Source organism: Tepidisphaeraceae bacterium (assembly GCA_035998445.1).
In the GTDB taxonomy this organism is placed as follows: Bacteria; Planctomycetota; Phycisphaerae; order Tepidisphaerales; family Tepidisphaeraceae; genus DASYHQ01.
Genome location: DASYHQ010000050.1, coordinates 95,279 through 110,681 on the forward strand (window position 1 = coordinate 95,279; position 15,403 = coordinate 110,681).

Annotated in this window: 15 protein-coding genes; 9 read left to right on the forward strand and 6 right to left on the reverse strand. The window is 63.8% G+C overall.

Annotated elements, in window-relative coordinates; genetic code table 11:
• Window positions 1-64: 64 nt before the first annotated feature.
• From VGN72_18710 to VGN72_18745, 8 genes are all read left to right on the forward strand, one after another.
• On the forward strand, window positions 65-1,210 hold the full coding sequence (locus tag VGN72_18710) for a Xaa-Pro peptidase family protein (GenBank protein ID HEV7301401.1): 1,146 nt from the start codon (window positions 65-67) through the stop codon (window positions 1,208-1,210).
• 99 nt (window positions 1,211-1,309) lie between these two features.
• Entirely contained in the window at window positions 1,310-1,846 is a 537-nt protein-coding gene (gene accB, locus VGN72_18715; GenBank protein HEV7301402.1) for an acetyl-CoA carboxylase biotin carboxyl carrier protein, read from the forward strand.
• Window positions 1,843-2,778 carry a DUF1569 domain-containing protein gene (locus VGN72_18720; protein ID HEV7301403.1) on the forward strand — a complete coding sequence of 312 codons (936 nt, stop codon included), beginning with the start codon at window positions 1,843-1,845 and terminating at the stop codon, window positions 2,776-2,778. Before accB ends, VGN72_18720 begins: the two co-directional genes overlap by 4 nt.
• An 18-nt stretch (window positions 2,779-2,796) precedes the next feature.
• Window positions 2,797-4,143: an acetyl-CoA carboxylase biotin carboxylase subunit gene (gene accC, locus VGN72_18725; GenBank protein ID HEV7301404.1), complete on the forward strand. Its 1,347-nt coding sequence runs from the start codon at window positions 2,797-2,799 to the stop codon at window positions 4,141-4,143.
• Between the two features lie 225 nt (window positions 4,144-4,368).
• Complete coding sequence (locus tag VGN72_18730; GenBank protein HEV7301405.1) at window positions 4,369-7,110, forward strand: family 78 glycoside hydrolase catalytic domain; 2,742 nt, start codon at window positions 4,369-4,371, stop codon at window positions 7,108-7,110.
• A 194-nt stretch (window positions 7,111-7,304) separates the two neighbouring features.
• Window positions 7,305-8,516 (forward strand): 6-phosphofructokinase, encoded by a 1,212-nt coding sequence (locus VGN72_18735; GenBank protein ID HEV7301406.1) that lies wholly within the window; start codon window positions 7,305-7,307, stop codon window positions 8,514-8,516.
• Window positions 8,517-8,659: 143 nt separating this feature from the next.
• Window positions 8,660-10,216 (forward strand): shikimate dehydrogenase, encoded by a 1,557-nt coding sequence (aroE, locus tag VGN72_18740; protein HEV7301407.1) that lies wholly within the window; start codon window positions 8,660-8,662, stop codon window positions 10,214-10,216.
• Window positions 10,217-10,473: 257 nt separating this feature from the next.
• A complete protein-coding gene (locus VGN72_18745) occupies window positions 10,474-11,673 on the forward strand; it encodes an HD domain-containing phosphohydrolase (protein ID HEV7301408.1) in 1,200 nt (399 codons plus the stop codon).
• On the opposite strand, the gene VGN72_18750 is transcribed toward VGN72_18745, so the two are convergent.
• Window positions 11,639-11,896 carry a hypothetical protein gene (locus VGN72_18750; protein HEV7301409.1) on the reverse strand — a complete coding sequence of 86 codons (258 nt, stop codon included), beginning with the start codon at window positions 11,894-11,896 and terminating at the stop codon, window positions 11,639-11,641. The genes VGN72_18745 and VGN72_18750 overlap by 35 nt on opposite strands.
• Before the next feature lie 65 nt (window positions 11,897-11,961).
• On the opposite strand from VGN72_18750, the gene VGN72_18755 reads away from it, so the two are divergent.
• On the forward strand, window positions 11,962-12,123 hold the full coding sequence (locus VGN72_18755; GenBank protein HEV7301410.1) for a hypothetical protein: 162 nt from the start codon (window positions 11,962-11,964) through the stop codon (window positions 12,121-12,123).
• On the opposite strand, the gene VGN72_18760 is transcribed toward VGN72_18755, so the two are convergent.
• From VGN72_18760 to VGN72_18780, 5 genes are all read right to left on the reverse strand, one after another.
• Window positions 12,117-12,719, reverse strand: a complete 603-nt coding sequence (locus VGN72_18760) for a hypothetical protein (protein ID HEV7301411.1) — start codon at window positions 12,717-12,719, stop codon at window positions 12,117-12,119. The two genes, VGN72_18755 and VGN72_18760, sit on opposite strands and share 7 nt — an antisense overlap.
• Window positions 12,720-12,959: 240 nt before the next feature.
• Window positions 12,960-13,598, reverse strand: coding sequence for an ATP-dependent Clp protease proteolytic subunit (locus VGN72_18765; GenBank protein HEV7301412.1), 639 nt, complete (start codon window positions 13,596-13,598; stop codon window positions 12,960-12,962).
• 8 nt (window positions 13,599-13,606) lie between these two features.
• Window positions 13,607-13,867, reverse strand: coding sequence for a hypothetical protein (locus VGN72_18770; GenBank protein ID HEV7301413.1), 261 nt, complete (start codon window positions 13,865-13,867; stop codon window positions 13,607-13,609).
• Window positions 13,868-13,881: 14 nt separating this feature from the next.
• Entirely contained in the window at window positions 13,882-14,268 is a 387-nt protein-coding gene (locus tag VGN72_18775) for a VOC family protein (protein HEV7301414.1), read from the reverse strand.
• 27 nt (window positions 14,269-14,295) lie between these two features.
• On the reverse strand, window positions 14,296-15,081 hold the full coding sequence (locus tag VGN72_18780; GenBank protein ID HEV7301415.1) for an ATP-dependent Clp protease proteolytic subunit: 786 nt from the start codon (window positions 15,079-15,081) through the stop codon (window positions 14,296-14,298).
• Window positions 15,082-15,403: the final 322 nt, after the last annotated feature.

Below are 15,403 nucleotides of genomic sequence, written 5' to 3' on the forward strand. Positions count from 1 at the left end.
TTGACACCCCCCGCCCATGGCGATTACGTTTTCGCACTCAAGTAGAGGTCAGTGAGTAACCAAAATGACAGCAGCCGCCAAACCGATCGTGTCCGCCCGTCCTAAGGCTTACCTGAAGGTCCGCCAGCGGCTGGTCCGCGAGGCGATGAAGGCCCTGAAGCTTGATGGCATCCTGCTCACCCACCCGCCTGACCTCGCTTACCTGACCAACTTCAGTGGCGACGATTCGATCGGCCTGATCACCGAGAAGGACGTCTACCTCGTCACCGACTTCCGCTACAAGGAACAGGCTGAGATGGAGGCCGCGTGGGTGAAGACCCGCGTACGCACCGGGCCCATGTCCGGCGCGCTTGCCGCAGCGCTGCTGGAGACGAAGGTTAAGCGCGTCGGCTTTGAAGCCAACTACGCCACGGTCGGTCAGATGAACGCGCTGGCCAACGCCCTGAAGGACACGAAGGACGCCCGCCCGATCGAACTGCAGCCGATCGAGGACGTGCTGGTCAACATCCGCAAGATCAAGGACGACCACGAGGTCGACATTATCCGCAAGGCGGTCGGTGTGGCCGAGGAGGCCTTCGAGTCGTTCCGTAGCGAGATCAAGGTCGGGCAAAGCGAGAACCACCTGGCCGGGCTGTTGGTGTTCGAACTGCGCAGCCGTGGCGCCAGCGACAGCAGCTTTCCAGTGATCGTGGCCGCCGGCAGCAACAGCTCCCTGCCGCACTATCGACCTGGCGAGACGCTCGTGCAGCGAGATCAGCCGCTGCTGATCGACTGGGGCGCGCTCTATAAAGGTTATTGTTCTGACCTCACCCGCACGTTCATGATTGGCCGGGTCGCGCCGCGCATGAAGGAGATCTATAAGGTCGTCTTAGACGCGCAGCTGGCGGCCATCGAGTTCCTTCGTCCCGGCGTCACCACTACGCAGGCCGACCGCGTCGCCCGTGAGGTGATCGAGAAGGCCGGCTACGGCGAGCAGTTCGGACACGGCCTGGGCCACGGCATTGGCCGGGAGATTCACGAAAACCCGTCGCTTCGCCGCAATGGTGGCGAGGAAGAGCTGCGACCCGGCATGATCGTCACCGTCGAACCGGGTATTTACCTGCCGGGCGAGGGTGGCGTGCGCATCGAGGACGACGTCCTCATCACCCACAGCGGGTGCGAAGTGCTCTCGACGCTCGACAAGAGCTACGAGAACTACCACATTGAATAGGAACAATGCCGATTGCCAAATTCCCAATGCCAAATTGAGAAGCAGGCCTAACGCAGTCATTCGGCACTTGGCATTCGGCATTACTTAAGAGGTCCAACTTTGAACGAAAAGCGAACCGCTAAAAAGCCCCCTGCCGCGTCTTCTTCCGGATCGGCGGGCAACCCGATGGACGTCGGCCTGCTTGAGCAGCTCGTGAAGCTGATGAGCGCCAACGACCTGAACACGATCGCCGTCCGCGACGGCGACCGCCGTGTGGTGCTGAAGCGCGGCGCCGTTGCCGCGGCCCCCATCTACGCCCCCCAGTACGCCTCGGCCCCGGCACCGGTGCCAGCCCCCGCCGGCGGTCCCACTTCAGTGGGCCCGTCTTCCACCCCAGCGCCCGCGTCAGACGACGCCAACCTCGTCGCGATCAAGAGCCCGATGGTCGGCACGTTCTACACCTCCAGTTCGCCTGACGCCAAGGCGTTCGTATCGGTCGGCAGCACGGTGGACGAGGACACCGACGTCTGCATCATCGAAGCGATGAAGGTCTTCAACAACATCAAGGCCGAAACGCGCGGCACGATCGCCAAGATCGCCGTCACCAACGGACAAACGGTCGAGTTCGGCCAAACCCTGTTCCTGGTGAAGCCGTGAGTGCCGCCCTCAAGCCACCGTCTGCGCCGGCCAGGCCTGGCCTGTCCTTCGTGTCGGTCGACGACGCGATCGCCGACGTACGGACGCTGTGCAAGGGGTACGCGCAAGCGGGAAACTGGACGCTGGAGCAGGTCTGCTGGCACCTGAACTTCGCGACGCGCATGCGCATGAAGCCGGGCCCGTTCGAACCGAACACGCCCGAGCAGGACGCGCGTGCGCCGATCTTCGCCAAGGTGCTGGCCGAGGGTAAGTTGCCGCCGGGACTCGTCGCGCCCGACACGATGGTGCCACCCACCGACGCCGATTCGTCGGCCGTCACTCAACTGGTGGACGCGCTGGAGAAGTTGAAGTCGTTTCCCGGCCCGTTCGCGCCGCACCGGTTGTTCGGTCACATGAGCGACGCCGACTCGCGCCGGCAGATCCTGATTCACGCGGCCCACCACCTCAGCTACCTCGCGCCAAACGCCCCTGCGCCGCGCGAGGGCCTGACGTACGGCTCGCCGGTCGACGTCATCGCCGATGTCGAACGGCTGCGTCGCGGTCACCGGCAGGCGGGCAACTGGACGCTGGCGCAGGCGGCGTGGCACCTCGCGGTGCCGGTGCGCATGTGCCTGCGGCCCGTGCCGCCCGGGACGACTTCAACCCCCGAGCAACAGGCACTGCGGACGAACCTGATCGTTCCCCTGCTGGCCTCAGGTGTGATGCCGGCGGGCGTGGAGGTATCGCCGGACCTCGATCCGCTCGGCAAGGCACGCGACGCGATCACCGATCGCGACATCGACCACCTGATCGACGCGATGCGCCAACTGGACGCCTTCCGGGAGGACCGCGTGAACTTCGGGCCGTTCGGCCTGGTGACGACCGACGAGTTCCGCCGGTTCAACCTGCTTCACGCGGCCAACCACTTGCGCAACTTCGTCCCAACGCATTAAGAACAGAATCGCCAAACAATGTTTTCAAAGATCCTGATTGCCAATCGCGGTGAGATCGCCCTTCGCATTATTCGCGCCTGCCGCGAGTTGGGCATCCAGGTCGTCTGCGTCCACTCGACCGCCGACCGGGACGCCGCCTACCTGAAGCTTGCTGACCAGTCGATCTGCATCGGTGAAGCCTCCCCGGCCGAGTCGTACCTGAACATCCCGCGCATCATCTCGGCCGCCGAAATTTCCGACGTGCAGGCGATCCACCCGGGTTACGGTTTCCTCGCCGAGAACGCCCACTTCGCCGAGGTTTGCCGCAGCTGCAAGATCGAGTTCATCGGCCCCCCCGCCAGCGCGATGAAGGCCGTTGGCGACAAGGTCGAGTGCAAGCGACTGGCGAAGCGCGCCAAGGTGCCCACGGTTCCGGGCAGCGATGGCGCCGTGGAGGACGAGAAGACCGCCCTGAAGATCGCCGGCCAAATCGGCTACCCCGTCATCATCAAGGCCGCTGCGGGCGGTGGCGGTCGCGGCATGCGCGTTGCACACAACGACGTCTCGCTGCGGGCCGGCCTGAAGCAGGCAATGGCCGAGGCGGAGAACGCGTTTAAGAACCCGACCGTTTACATTGAAAAGTACGTCGAGTTCGGCCGGCACGTGGAAGTGCAGATCCTGGCCGACAGCCACGGCAACGCCGTCCACCTGTGGGAGCGCGACTGCTCGATGCAGCGGCGCCACCAGAAGCTGGTCGAAGAGTCGCCGTCGCCATTCCTGAAGCAGTCGGTCCGCGAGAAGCTCTGCGAAGCCGCGGTGCGCCTCGTGAAGACCGCCGGCTACACGAACGCCGGCACGGTGGAATTCCTGGTCGATCAGGAGCAGAACTTCTACCTGCTGGAGGTGAACGCCCGCATTCAGGTCGAACACCCCGTGACCGAACAGGTGACCGGCATCGACCTCATCAAGGAGCAGATCCGCATCGCCTCGGGCCTGCCGCTGAGCTTCAAGCAGAAGGACATCACGCAGGTCGGCCACGCGATCGAGGTGCGCATCAACGCCGAGGACCCCGCCCGCAACTTCGCCCCCAGCCCCGGCACGATCACCGAGCTGCGCCTGCCGGGCGGCCCTGGCGTGCGCATGGACACCCACGCCTACGCCGGCTACCGCATCCCGCCGAACTACGACAGCATGATCGGCAAGCTGATCGTGCATCGGAAGACGCGCGCCGAGGCGATCAGCGCGATGAAGCGGGCGTTGAACGAGTTCCACATCGCGCCGATCAAGACGACGATCCCGCTGCACCTGCAGATCATGGACAACGAGTACTTCAAGAACGGCGACGTCGACACCGGCTTCGTCGAACGCGTGTTGTTCGCGAAGTAGCGTTCCGTCGTGCAGTCGGCAGGGCGTGTGCCTTCGCGTGTAAAACTGAACCCGTTACTGCGGTGGTCGAGCCACCCTGCAGGATCAAACTTCAGATCGTCATCCTGAGGCTCGCCGAAGGATCTCTTTCCGTCACCCCAGGCGTAAACAGCAGAGATTCTTCGGCGTATCTGGGGATGACGTTTTTCGTTTCTGACCGACCTTCAACGCACTCAGGTTCACCCCATGAGCAACGCCTCCATCGCCCCCGTCGACCTTCGCTGCGAGTACCAAACCAACCCCATCGGTCTCGGCGAGACGCAGCCGCGGCTCAGTTGGAAACTGTCGGCCAGCGACGCGAACGCGCGCAACCTGAAGCAGTCGGCTTACCAGATCCTCGTCGCGTCATCGGTCGACGTGCTCGCCGGTGGCAAGGGCGATTTGTGGGACAGCGGCAAGGTGAGCTCGGACGCCTCGACGTTCGTCCCGTTCGCGGGCACCGCCCTACGGTCGGGTCAGCGGGCCGTCTGGAACGTGCGCGTGTGGGACCAGGACGGCAACGCCGCAGCGCCCTCTGAGACCGCATCGTGGGAAATGGGACTGCTGGCCGCACGCGATTGGGTCGGCCAATGGGTCGGCTCACCCGTGACGGCCGGTGGGCCGCTTCACGAGGGGCCAGCGTTCATGGTCCGCAAGCCCTTCTCGCTCGGTGACAAGCGGAAGATCACCTCTGCCCGCCTGTACGCGACGGCACTCGGTTTCTATGAGTTCCACATCAACGGCCAGCGGGTCGGCAATGACGCCCTGACGCCCGGGTGGACGGACTACAACTTCCGGGTCCAGTATCAAGCCTACGACGTCACTGCGATGCTTCGCGCCGGTGACAACGCGATCGGCGCCTGGCTGGCCGACGGGTGGTACTGCGGCTACATCGGCAACATCGATCGCCGACAGTACTACGGCGACCAGCCGAAGCTGCTAGCGCAGCTGCACGTGACGTTCGACGATGGCTCGACGCAGACGCTCGCCACGGACGGCACCTGGACCACCAGCACCGGCCCGATGGTGTCGGCCGACATGCTGATGGGCCAGCACTACGACGCGCGGCTCGAACAGCCCGACTGGAGCGCTCCCGGTTTTGATGCCGCCACGTGGCAGCCCGTCACCGTCTTCAGCGACGAGCGCCGAACCATTGTCGCCACGCCCGGCCCCACCGTTCGCCAGACGCAACTCGTGAAGCCGGTCTCGGTCCGGGGCGTGCAGGTGAACTGGAACACGCACGCACAGGTGATCGACTTCGGCCAGAACCTCGTCGGCCGCGTGCGTTTGACCCTCCGTAACGCGCCTGCGGGTACGGTGCTCAAGATTCGCCACGCCGAGGTGCTGGAGAAGCTTAAGGACGGCAACCTGTACACCACCAACTTGCGCAGCGCCAAGAACATCGACTCGTACACCACGCGCGGCGACGCGATCGAAACCTTCGATCCTCAGTTCACGTTCCACGGGTTCCGTTACGCCGAAGTTCAGGGCTTCCCCGATAAAGCACTATCGCCGGACGACGTGGTTGCGGTCGTGATCCACAGCGATTACGAGTCCAGCGGTTCGTTTGAGTGCTCGGAACCGTTGGTCAACCAGTTGCAGCAGAACATCCGCTGGGGCTGGCGCGGCAACAGTGTCGACATCCCGACCGACTGCCCTCAGCGCAACGAGCGTTTGGGCTGGACGGGCGACGCGCAGGCGTTCGTCCGCACGGCCGCGTTCAACTACGATGTGGCCGGGTTCTTCGCGAAGTGGACGCAGGACCTGCGCGACGCGCAGAGCCAGCACGGCGCGTATCCATCGATCGTGCCCGACACGTCCTGGCCTAAGACGAAGCCGAACGACGCGTTCAATGGCGACGGCGGCCCGGCATGGGCCGACGCGGGCATCATCTGCCCTTGGACCATGTGGGCCTGCTACGGCGACCTGCGACTCGTCGAGCGCCACTACGCTTCCATGGTCCGGTTCCTCGACTACCTCGTGTCGGCGGCCGACAAGTTTGGTGGCATCCGGTCGCACCCGGAATGGAAGGGGTGGCATGGGTTCGGCGACTGGCTGTCGCAGGATGCCGGCCCGCACCACATCATGGGCCTGACGCCCAAGGACCTCATCGGCACCGCCTTCATCGCCTACGACGCGCGCCTGCTGTCGCAGATCGCCAGTGCGCTGGGCAAGGAAAAGGACGCCGCCCGGTTCGACAAGATCGCTCAGGACACGACCGCCGTTTTCCAGCGGCGCTTCGTGACGCCCGACGGGCTGGTCGTGGGCGGCACGCAGACGTCGTACGTGCTTGCGCTGCACTTCGACCTGCTGCCAGAAGCATCACGGGCAACCGCGGTGGATTGGCTGGTGCGCGACATCAAGTCGCGCGGCAACAAGCTGGCGACCGGGTTCGTCGGCACGCCCTACCTGAACCACGTCCTGAGCCGCTTTGGCCGGCTCGACGTGGCGTACGACCTGCTGATGCAGAAGAACTGGCCCAGCTGGCTCTACGCCGTCACGCAGGGTGCCACGACCATCTGGGAACGTTGGGACGGCTGGACGCACGACAAGGGCTTCCAGGACGCCAGCATGAACTCGTTCAACCACTACGCGTACGGCGCCGTGGGCGACTGGCTGTACCAGGTGGTGGCCGGCATCGATATCGACCTGAATAAGCCCGGCTACCGCCACATCCAACTGCGGCCGCGGCCGTTGGTGGGTGGGCCGTTGAGCTATGCCAAGGCATCGCTCGACACGTGGCACGGCACCATCGAAAGCGGTTGGACGCTGGAGGGGACGAAACTGTCGTACCGCGTCGTCGTCCCACCAAACACCACCGCGACGGTAACGGTGCCTGGTAGCAACGCGGCGTCGGACGATGCGCGGGGGACGTCGCAGGGTGATGGGACGGTGTTCGAGGTGGGTTCGGGCACGTACGTGTTCACAAGCGAACTCGCGGCGCGCTAGGAATTGCGATCCTCCAGCACCGGTTTAACGATGGTCTCTCTGGTGTCCCAGGAGAAGACCACCGGCAAGCCGGGGGCTATGTAGTGAATAGGGTGAGGTCGCTAGCGACGTACGTGCCTTTCTCCCCCCGCTCCTTGCATCCGGCACGCCGTCCCCTACCATCGTGCGCCACGAATACGGAAGGAAATTACTTTATGGCAGGCAACGCAGTCATCGGTCAGTCGGGCGGTCCTACGTCGGTCATCAACCAGTCGCTGGTCGGCGTGGTTCTGGAGGCCCAGAAGTCCGGCCACATCAAGGAACTGTACGGCGCCAAGCACGGTGTGCGCGGCATCGTGAACGGGGACTTCTATAAGTTGAAGGGTGCGTCATCCGAGCTGCTCGAGCGCATCGCCAATACGCCCGCTGCAGCCTTGGGCAGCACGCGCGATAAGCCCGATGCGGCCTACTGCGAGAAGATCCTCGAGTCGTTCAAGAAGCACGACGTGCGGTACTTCTTCTACATCGGCGGCAACGACAGCGCCGACACCGCCCGCATCGTGCAGGAGATGGGCGCGGCCACGGGGTACGAGCTGACCGTCTACCACATTCCCAAGACGATCGACAACGATTTGCGCGTCCACGACCACACGCCCGGCTACGGCTCGGCCGCCAAGTTCGTGGCGGCGGCGATCATGGGCGACAACTACGACAACGCCAGCCTGCCGGGCATCAAGGTCGACGTGATCATGGGCCGCCACGCCGGCTTCCTGACGGCCGCCAGCGTGCTGGCGCGTCGGAACCCGGAAGATGGTCCGCACCTCATCTACTGCCCTGAAGCGCCGCTGAGCGAGGAGAAGTTCCTCGCCGACGTTGACGCCGTCTACAAGAAGCGCGGCCGCTGCCTGATCGCGGTCAGCGAAGGCATCAGCCAGCCCGGTGGTAAGACTTGGGCCGAGGCGATGAGCAGCAACATCGAGAAGGACAGCCACGGCAACATCCAGCTTTCAGGTACCGGCGCGCTCGGCGATTACCTCGCGTCCCTTATCACGACAAAACTTCAAGCCCCCGGCGGCAAAAAGCTGCGCGTGCGGGCCGACACGTTCGGTTACCTGCAGCGGTCGTTCCCGGGTTTGGCCGTCAGCGAAGTGGACGCCAAGGAAGCCCGCCTGGTCGGCCAAAAGGCCGTGCAGGTGTCGGCGGCCGGTGGGATCGCGGAATGCTCGATCGTCATGAAGCGCGTCAGCAACAGCCCGTACAAGATCGAGTTGGAAACGACGAGCATCAAGAACGTCGCCCGCGAGACCAAGCACATGGACGAGTCGCACATCATCGATGGCAACAACATCTCGCAGGCCTTCATCGACTACGCAAAGCCGTTGGTCGGCAACCTGCCGGTGGTGGGTGCGTTCGATGAACTGAAGTAGCCGTCACACCATCAGGAGAGCGTCATCCTGAGGGAATCTAGACGACCGAAGGATCTCTTTCGCGGACCACGCGTCCTGCTGGAAGAGATCCTTCAGTCGCCTGGGCTCCATCAGGATGACGCGATGATCTTCCGAGCATCAGCATGACCCGCCTGTGCGTCGCCATCTTCGTCCACTCGGCCGAGCAGGCGTACCGCGACGCCACGCTCGCCGCCGAGGCGGGGGCTGACATGTGCGAGTTGCGGATCGATCACTTCTACGACGCCGACGAGGTGCGGGCGCTCGTCGCGAAGATCTCGATTCCCTGCATCATCACGTGCCGACCCGTTTGGGAAGGGGGTCGGTCGGACTTGGCCGACGAGTATCGAGTGCCGACGCTACAGGGGCTCGCATCGACGATCAGTGCCGCCTACGTCGACGTTGAGTTAAAGTCGATCGAGGCCTTCAACAATGTTGACGCGCCCAGCGAGCGCAACGCCAGCCTGATCGTCAGTTCTCACGACTTCGGTGGCCGGCCGGACCGTCTCTACAACATCCTCGCCGACCTAAACGCCTCACCCGCCGACGTTGCGAAGGTTGTCTGGACCGCCCGCACGGTTCGCGACAATATCGAGGCGTTTGAGATCCTGCTGAACAAGCAGAAGCCGACGATCGCGATCTGCATGGGCGAGGCGGGGGTCATCAGCCGGATTCTCGCCAGGAAGTTCGGGGCGTTCCTCTCGTTTGCGACGCTGGAAGGTGATGGTGGCACGGCCCCGGGCCAGATCAGCATCACCGACATGAAACGGCTGTACCGCTGGGATGCCATAAGCGCGCAAACGCGTGTTTACGGCGTCGTCGGGTCGCCGGTCGGTCATTCCATGTCGCCCGCGATCCACAACGCGGCGTTCGATGAAACGGGCCACGATGGCGTCTACGTGCCGTTGCTGGTGAATCCGGGATACGAGAGTTTTAAAGCGTTCATGGAGACGTTCATCGCCTTCGGGTCGCTGCATCTGTCGGGATTGTCGGTCACCATCCCCCACAAGGAAAACTGCCTGCGATACCTGCAGGAAAAGGGCGCAGACGTCGAGCCGCTGGCGGAGTCGATCGGGGCGGTGAATACGGTCGTGATCGAGCGCATGACTACCGGCGAACCGAAACTGCGCGGCTTTAACACTGACTATGCTGCCATCCTCGACAGCATTACTGACGCGTTGTCCATCACGCGTGACGACCTGAAGAATTATCGCGTCGCCGTCTTGGGCGCCGGGGGCACGGGACGCACTGCGGTGGCGGCGCTGGCGCATTACGGGGCGACGGTCGTCATTTACAACCGCACGCGCGACCGGGCCGACGCCCTGGCGGCCGAGTTCAACGGGCACAGTGGCAAAGTCGTGGCGGCCGCGATGGAAAAGCTCTGCGACTCGTGCTGCCAGATCTACATCAACACCACCAGCGTCGGCATGCACCCGAAGGTCGACGAAAGCCCCTTCGGTGACGCCCTACCGAAGCTCAGCGCCGATACGCTGGTATTCGATGCCGTCTACAACCCACCGCTAACGACGCTGCTGCAGCAGGCACAATCGCAAGGCGCTCGCACGGTCTCCGGCATCGAAATGTTCGTCCGCCAAGCCGCGGGCCAGTTCACGGCCTGGACCAATAAACCGGCGCCGGTCGCGACGATGCGCCGGGTGATCGAGTCGCGTCTGTCGAAGTAGCCTACGCTCATTGTTCGGGCCGTGCCGGCTGATACTTATCACTCGACAGAGCAGCGACCGTCATCCTGAGGTACTCCGAAGGATGACGGTGAGCGCCTGAAGTGCGAGCCGCATGACAGACGAAAGCTTCCCTCGCACCAACCGAAACCGAAGTGGAGCAGAAAACACCGGTACGGCACCTAACGTATCACCACATCGAAGCCGATAAGCCCAACAGGCACCTCCAACCTTTCACGCGAGGCCCATTTGTGCTGACGGTGTCGACCCTTGAACTCAAGCCCGGCCAAGTCCTGGCGGCGCCAGTCGCCAAGCCGGATCAGCCGGACCAGACGCTTCTCAACCGTGGCTACGTGCTGCAGGCGGCGGTCATCCAGCGCCTGAAGGACCTCGGCATCGCCTGCGTCTTCGTCGACTTTCCCGGCCTTGACGACCTCGACAAACTGCTCGCGCCACAGCTCAGCCCCGAGCGCCAGCGCATCTACACCCAGATCAAGAAGACGATCGAGACCTGCCAGCGCAGCACGAAGCCCGCGATCGCGTACAACGACTACTACGGCAGTACCCGCGACATGATCTGCACGCTGCTCGGCAGTGGGCAGAACCCCGTCTTCATGGAACAGCTGGCGCGTTCGAACGACGACGCCGTCGGTCACGCGACGGCGGTGGCGCACCTGGCGCTGGTGTTGGGCATCAAGCTCGAGGGGTACCTGATCGCCGAGCGCAGCCGTCTGCCGGTCGGGCATGCGAAGGAGACCGTAAATCTCGGTGTGGCCGCCATGCTGCACGATCTGGGCAAGACGAAACTGCCGCGCCCCCTTCAGCAACAGCACATCGCGTCGGCGGCCACGCTGGACGAAGCCCAGCGGCGCGAGTGGGAGGAACACCCGCGCCTCGGTTACGAGATGATCCAGTCGGGCGTCGAGGCGACGGCCGCCAGCGCGGTGCTGCACCATCACCAGCGCCTCGACGGCACCGGTTTCCCCGCGATGGACCTCGATGGTGTGAAGCAGGCCCCGGCCGGTAAGAAGATCCACATCTTCGCGCGCATCCTCGGTGCCGCCGACCTCTTCGACCGCCTTTGCACCGCCGCCGACGGCCAGCGCCGCCCCAACCTGGAGGTCCTGCACCTGCTGCGCACGGCGCACGGTGCCGCGATCGATCCGATGGTGCTCCGCATGCTCGCGGTCGTGGCCCCGCCCTACCTGCCGGGGTCAACCGTTGGCCTGTCCGACGGCTCACGCGCCATCGTCACGAGCGTGAACGCGAAGGCCCCCTACTTCCCCGGTGTGCGGCGGTTAGGCAGCGACGAGAAGCTGGACGACCAGACGATCACGCTGTCGCCAGGCGATGGGCCGAAGATCGAATCGGTCAACGGCGTGCGCATCGCCGACATGCTGCCCGGGTGCGATGAACCGCTTTCGGCTATTGAGAAGACTGATCCTGCGGTGGCCGCGTAGGGAAACGGCTGGTACTTCGCACCGATGTCTCCCCCTCTGGCGGGCGGATCGTCGGCATGGGTGGGGCTGGCTTCGCTGGCGGCTTGGGGGCCGGGGGCTCGATCTTGCCCACTTGGCTAGCGACCTGCGACGCCGTATCCACCACCTGCGCCAGCGGCTTCAGCAGTTCGCGCAATCCCCGCCTGAAGAATTTCCGGCGATCCATCGGCGGTTCGTCTGCCATAAAATCGTCCCGTTAAGGCGGCGTTGTTGCAGTGAGCGTTGCCGTGATTATGCTCACGCAATCACATGCAGTTCATACACCTGATCATGTTCACGGCGATTGCGATCGGTGCGGTCGCGGGTTGTCGATCTTCGCCGAACCCGTCGGGCTCGGCCCCCACCACGCAGCCGACGACGGCCGACGATGCCCTGCCACACGATGCGCCCCCACGGCAGCCCAGCTACTGAGCCTTCGGCATCTGTACGATGCGCTCGGCGGGACCGATCGCCCGGCCGGTCAGGAAGTCGATGAACCGAACCTTCACGCGCACCGCTTCCACCTGCGGCACCGTTTCCCACGGGCACGGCAGCACGTAGGCATACACGAACGTCGAGCTGACCCAGAGCTTTTTCAACTCTTCCGGACCGAACTCCCATCGCCCGAGCAACGGTTCGGGCGACTGGTGCGGGTCGGTCACCTCAACGATCATGCGCCCGGCGGCCTTGATCGTGTCGCCGGTATCGTCGCGCGGGGCCACCTGCACCTTTAGCGCGGGAATGGCGGGCTGGGTGGTGGTGATTTCGGTGGGCCCGGTCAGCCGGCCGATCTTCAGTTCGACCACGGTGAACAGTTCCGGCAACCGCGTTGGGTTGACGGCAGGCTGGGTGGTGTTGGGGGCGCCGCCAAGGACGGCCAGCGATTGGGTGTCGGCCTTGTGCTGGCGTTCGAGCTCGACGATGCGGTCGTTCAGGTTCTGGTTTTCCTTCCGCAGCGCGATGTTGGCCGCGCTGGGGCCGCCGCATCCTGTGGTGATGAGCGCTAGACCGGAGATGGCCGCCACCATCAACAAACTTTGCCCCAATATCGCGCAGCGGGATTTTGAAGTCCCAGAACGAATCGCGATGTGGGGATGATCGGGCATCAGGGCTCGGTCGAACGAAGGACGGCACTCCTACTCCTCTCCCGGTACGCCGGGAGAGGCTGGGTGAGGGTGATTTCCGTTCTTCCGACAGTCGTCAGCAGTCCGAAATCACCCTCACCCAGCCTCTCCCATGAATACATGGGAGAGGGGCCGGACGTAAAACTATTCCTTCTCATCCGCATCGGTCGCGCGGGGCGCAACGCTCGGGGCGCGGTCGAGGATGCGGTCGGCACAGCCGTATTCGACGGCCTCTTCTGCAAACAGCCACTTGTTGCGATCGAAGTCGCGGTGGATCTGCTCGGTGGTCTTGCCGGTGTAGTCGCTCATCATCTTGTACAGGCGGTCGCGCAGGCGAAGCATGTGGGCGGCCTCGATGCCGAGGTCGGTCGCCGGGCCCTGCATCACGCCACCGATGAGCGGTTGGTGCAGCATGACCTGGCTGTTCTTCAACACCGACCGCTTGCCCTTTGTGCCGGCGGCCAGCAACACCGAGCCCATGCTGGCGGCCATGCCGATGCAGGTGGTGGCGACGTCGCAGCGGAGGAACTGCATCGTGTCGACGATGCCGAAGCCCGCGCTCACGCTGCCACCGGGGCTGTTGACGTAGAGCTGGATGTCGGTCTTGGGGTCATCGTTGGACAGGAACAGCATCTGCGCGATGACGGCGTTGGCCGAGTCGTCGGTCACGGGGCCGTTCATCATGATGATGCGGTCCTTCAGCAGGCGCGAGTAGATGTCGTAGGCGCGCTCGCCGCGACCGGACTTTTCGATGACCATCGGGATCAGGGTGTTCTGCGTCATAATCTCTCTCAATTGTTGTTCGATCGCTTCGACGATTTCTTGTCCAGTGCCGGTTCGAGCGAAGCGACATGCAGGTAAGAGACCGACGCGTACGATTCCGGGATGTCGCTGCGTTGTTTCGGGGACGACACGGCGACCACGAGGCTACGCTTTGTAATCAGTACATTATCCGGATGCCGCACGCGGTATCGATCTCCGCTGCTTAAGACGATGTCAAACGGATCGAACGGTTGCTGTTTCAGCTTGTCGCGAATCGCTTCGTAATGCATGACTGATAGCTCCGTTACCGCTGGACGATCTGCAGTTCGTTCCCTTCCGGGTCGCGGAAGAGGATCGTCTTGCCACCGCCCAGGGCCTGTCCCGGCGCGTCGGTGACGAACGAGACGCCGAGGCGTTGCAGCTTCGCGTACGCCCCGTCGAAGTCGCTCACGCGCAGCGCGACGTGGCGGATGCCGGGTTGCATGCGACCGAACTGCCCCTGGGCCGGTCCCGCGTCGGTCGCCGGGCCCATCTCGATCATCGCCCCACCGCTCACGGTGTCGTCGTACCCGATCAACACCGCGTTGCCATCGTCCACGATGACCTTCATCGCAAACGTCTGGCAGTACCAATCCACCATCTTCCGCAAGTCGCGGCAGGCGATCGAGGGATGGTCGATGGAGAGGTACATGGCTCAGTGAGCGGTAGGCCCACTACTTCACTTGGGCTTCGACCCATCCACCGCGGCCTCGGCGACCTCGGCCGGGGCGTCCTCGCCGAGGATCTCGTCGGCCAGGCCGTACTTAACGGCGGCCTTGGCGTCGAAGAAGCGATCGCGCTCGCTGTCCTCCTGAATGCGCTCGTTCGTCTGGCCCGTGCACTTGGCCAGGATCTTGATCAGCACTTCCTTGGTCTTCAGGATTTCCTCGGCCTGAATCTCGATGTCGGCCGCCTGGCCGTACACGCCACCGAACGGCTGGTGGATCATGACCTTGGCGTTGGGCAGGATGTAGCGCTTGCCCTTCTTGCCGGCGGCGAACACGATCGCGCCACCGCTCTCGGCCCGGCCGATGCAGTAGGTGGCGATGTCGCAGGTCAGGAACTTCATGATGTCGTACATCGCCAGCGTGTCGTCGACGACGCCGCCAGGGCTGTTGATGTAGAAGTTGATGTCCTGGTCGCGCTTCACGCTCTGCAGGTACAGCATCTGCATGATGACGCGCGATGCCGTCACGTGGTTGATCTCGCCGACGAGGAAGACCACTCGGTTCTCGAGCAGCATTTCCTCGAGCGTCATCTCGCGGTAGCGGTTCATGCCCCCACCCGGAGGCCCGGGCATGGCGGCAGGCATGCAGATCGGCCCACGACCGGGAATGATCTGCGGGTCGCCGTTGCGCGCCATGTTGTCCATCGCCTCGGCGGTGCGCACCGACGTGCGGCTGACGGCCTCGGCGACACGGCCGATCGCCCGCGGATCAATGTTTCTAAAGTCCAGATTCGACATGCGTTGTCCTCGTTTCTGCTCGGTCACTCTATGTCGGTCGATACTAGCCCTGCCTGTAGGGACCGTCAATCAAAGGCCGGACGCGCGGGTGGCGCGATAATGTTTTCGAAGTGGGAAGTGAGAAAGGCGAAGGGAGGGACTCCGGCCCCTCTCCCGGTACGCCGGGGGAGGCTGGGTGGGGGTAAATTATGAAGCAAATGACCAATGCCCAAACCCGAATGACCAATGAAATCCCAAGGATCAATTCCCAATAGTGGCATTCTCTTTAATGGGGATTGGTGATCGGGCATTCAATGGTCATTCGGGTTTGGGCATTGGTCAT

Coding starts and splice junctions, on each gene's coding strand:
- VGN72_18710 (HEV7301401.1), top strand. CDS start 65: ATGACAGCAGCCGCCAAACCGATCGTGTCCGCCCGTCCTAAGGCTTAC.
- accC (HEV7301404.1), top strand. CDS start 2,797: ATGTTTTCAAAGATCCTGATTGCCAATCGCGGTGAGATCGCCCTTCGC.
- VGN72_18730 (HEV7301405.1), top strand. CDS start 4,369: ATGAGCAACGCCTCCATCGCCCCCGTCGACCTTCGCTGCGAGTACCAA.
- VGN72_18735 (HEV7301406.1), top strand. CDS start 7,305: ATGGCAGGCAACGCAGTCATCGGTCAGTCGGGCGGTCCTACGTCGGTC.
- aroE (HEV7301407.1), top strand. CDS start 8,660: ATGACCCGCCTGTGCGTCGCCATCTTCGTCCACTCGGCCGAGCAGGCG.
- VGN72_18750 (HEV7301409.1), bottom strand. CDS start 11,896: ATGGCAGACGAACCGCCGATGGATCGCCGGAAATTCTTCAGGCGGGGA.
- VGN72_18755 (HEV7301410.1), top strand. CDS start 11,962: ATGCAGTTCATACACCTGATCATGTTCACGGCGATTGCGATCGGTGCG.
- VGN72_18760 (HEV7301411.1), bottom strand. CDS start 12,719: ATGGTGGCGGCCATCTCCGGTCTAGCGCTCATCACCACAGGATGCGGC.
- VGN72_18765 (HEV7301412.1), bottom strand. CDS start 13,598: ATGACGCAGAACACCCTGATCCCGATGGTCATCGAAAAGTCCGGTCGC.
- VGN72_18770 (HEV7301413.1), bottom strand. CDS start 13,867: ATGCATTACGAAGCGATTCGCGACAAGCTGAAACAGCAACCGTTCGAT.
- VGN72_18775 (HEV7301414.1), bottom strand. CDS start 14,268: ATGTACCTCTCCATCGACCATCCCTCGATCGCCTGCCGCGACTTGCGG.
- VGN72_18780 (HEV7301415.1), bottom strand. CDS start 15,081: ATGTCGAATCTGGACTTTAGAAACATTGATCCGCGGGCGATCGGCCGT.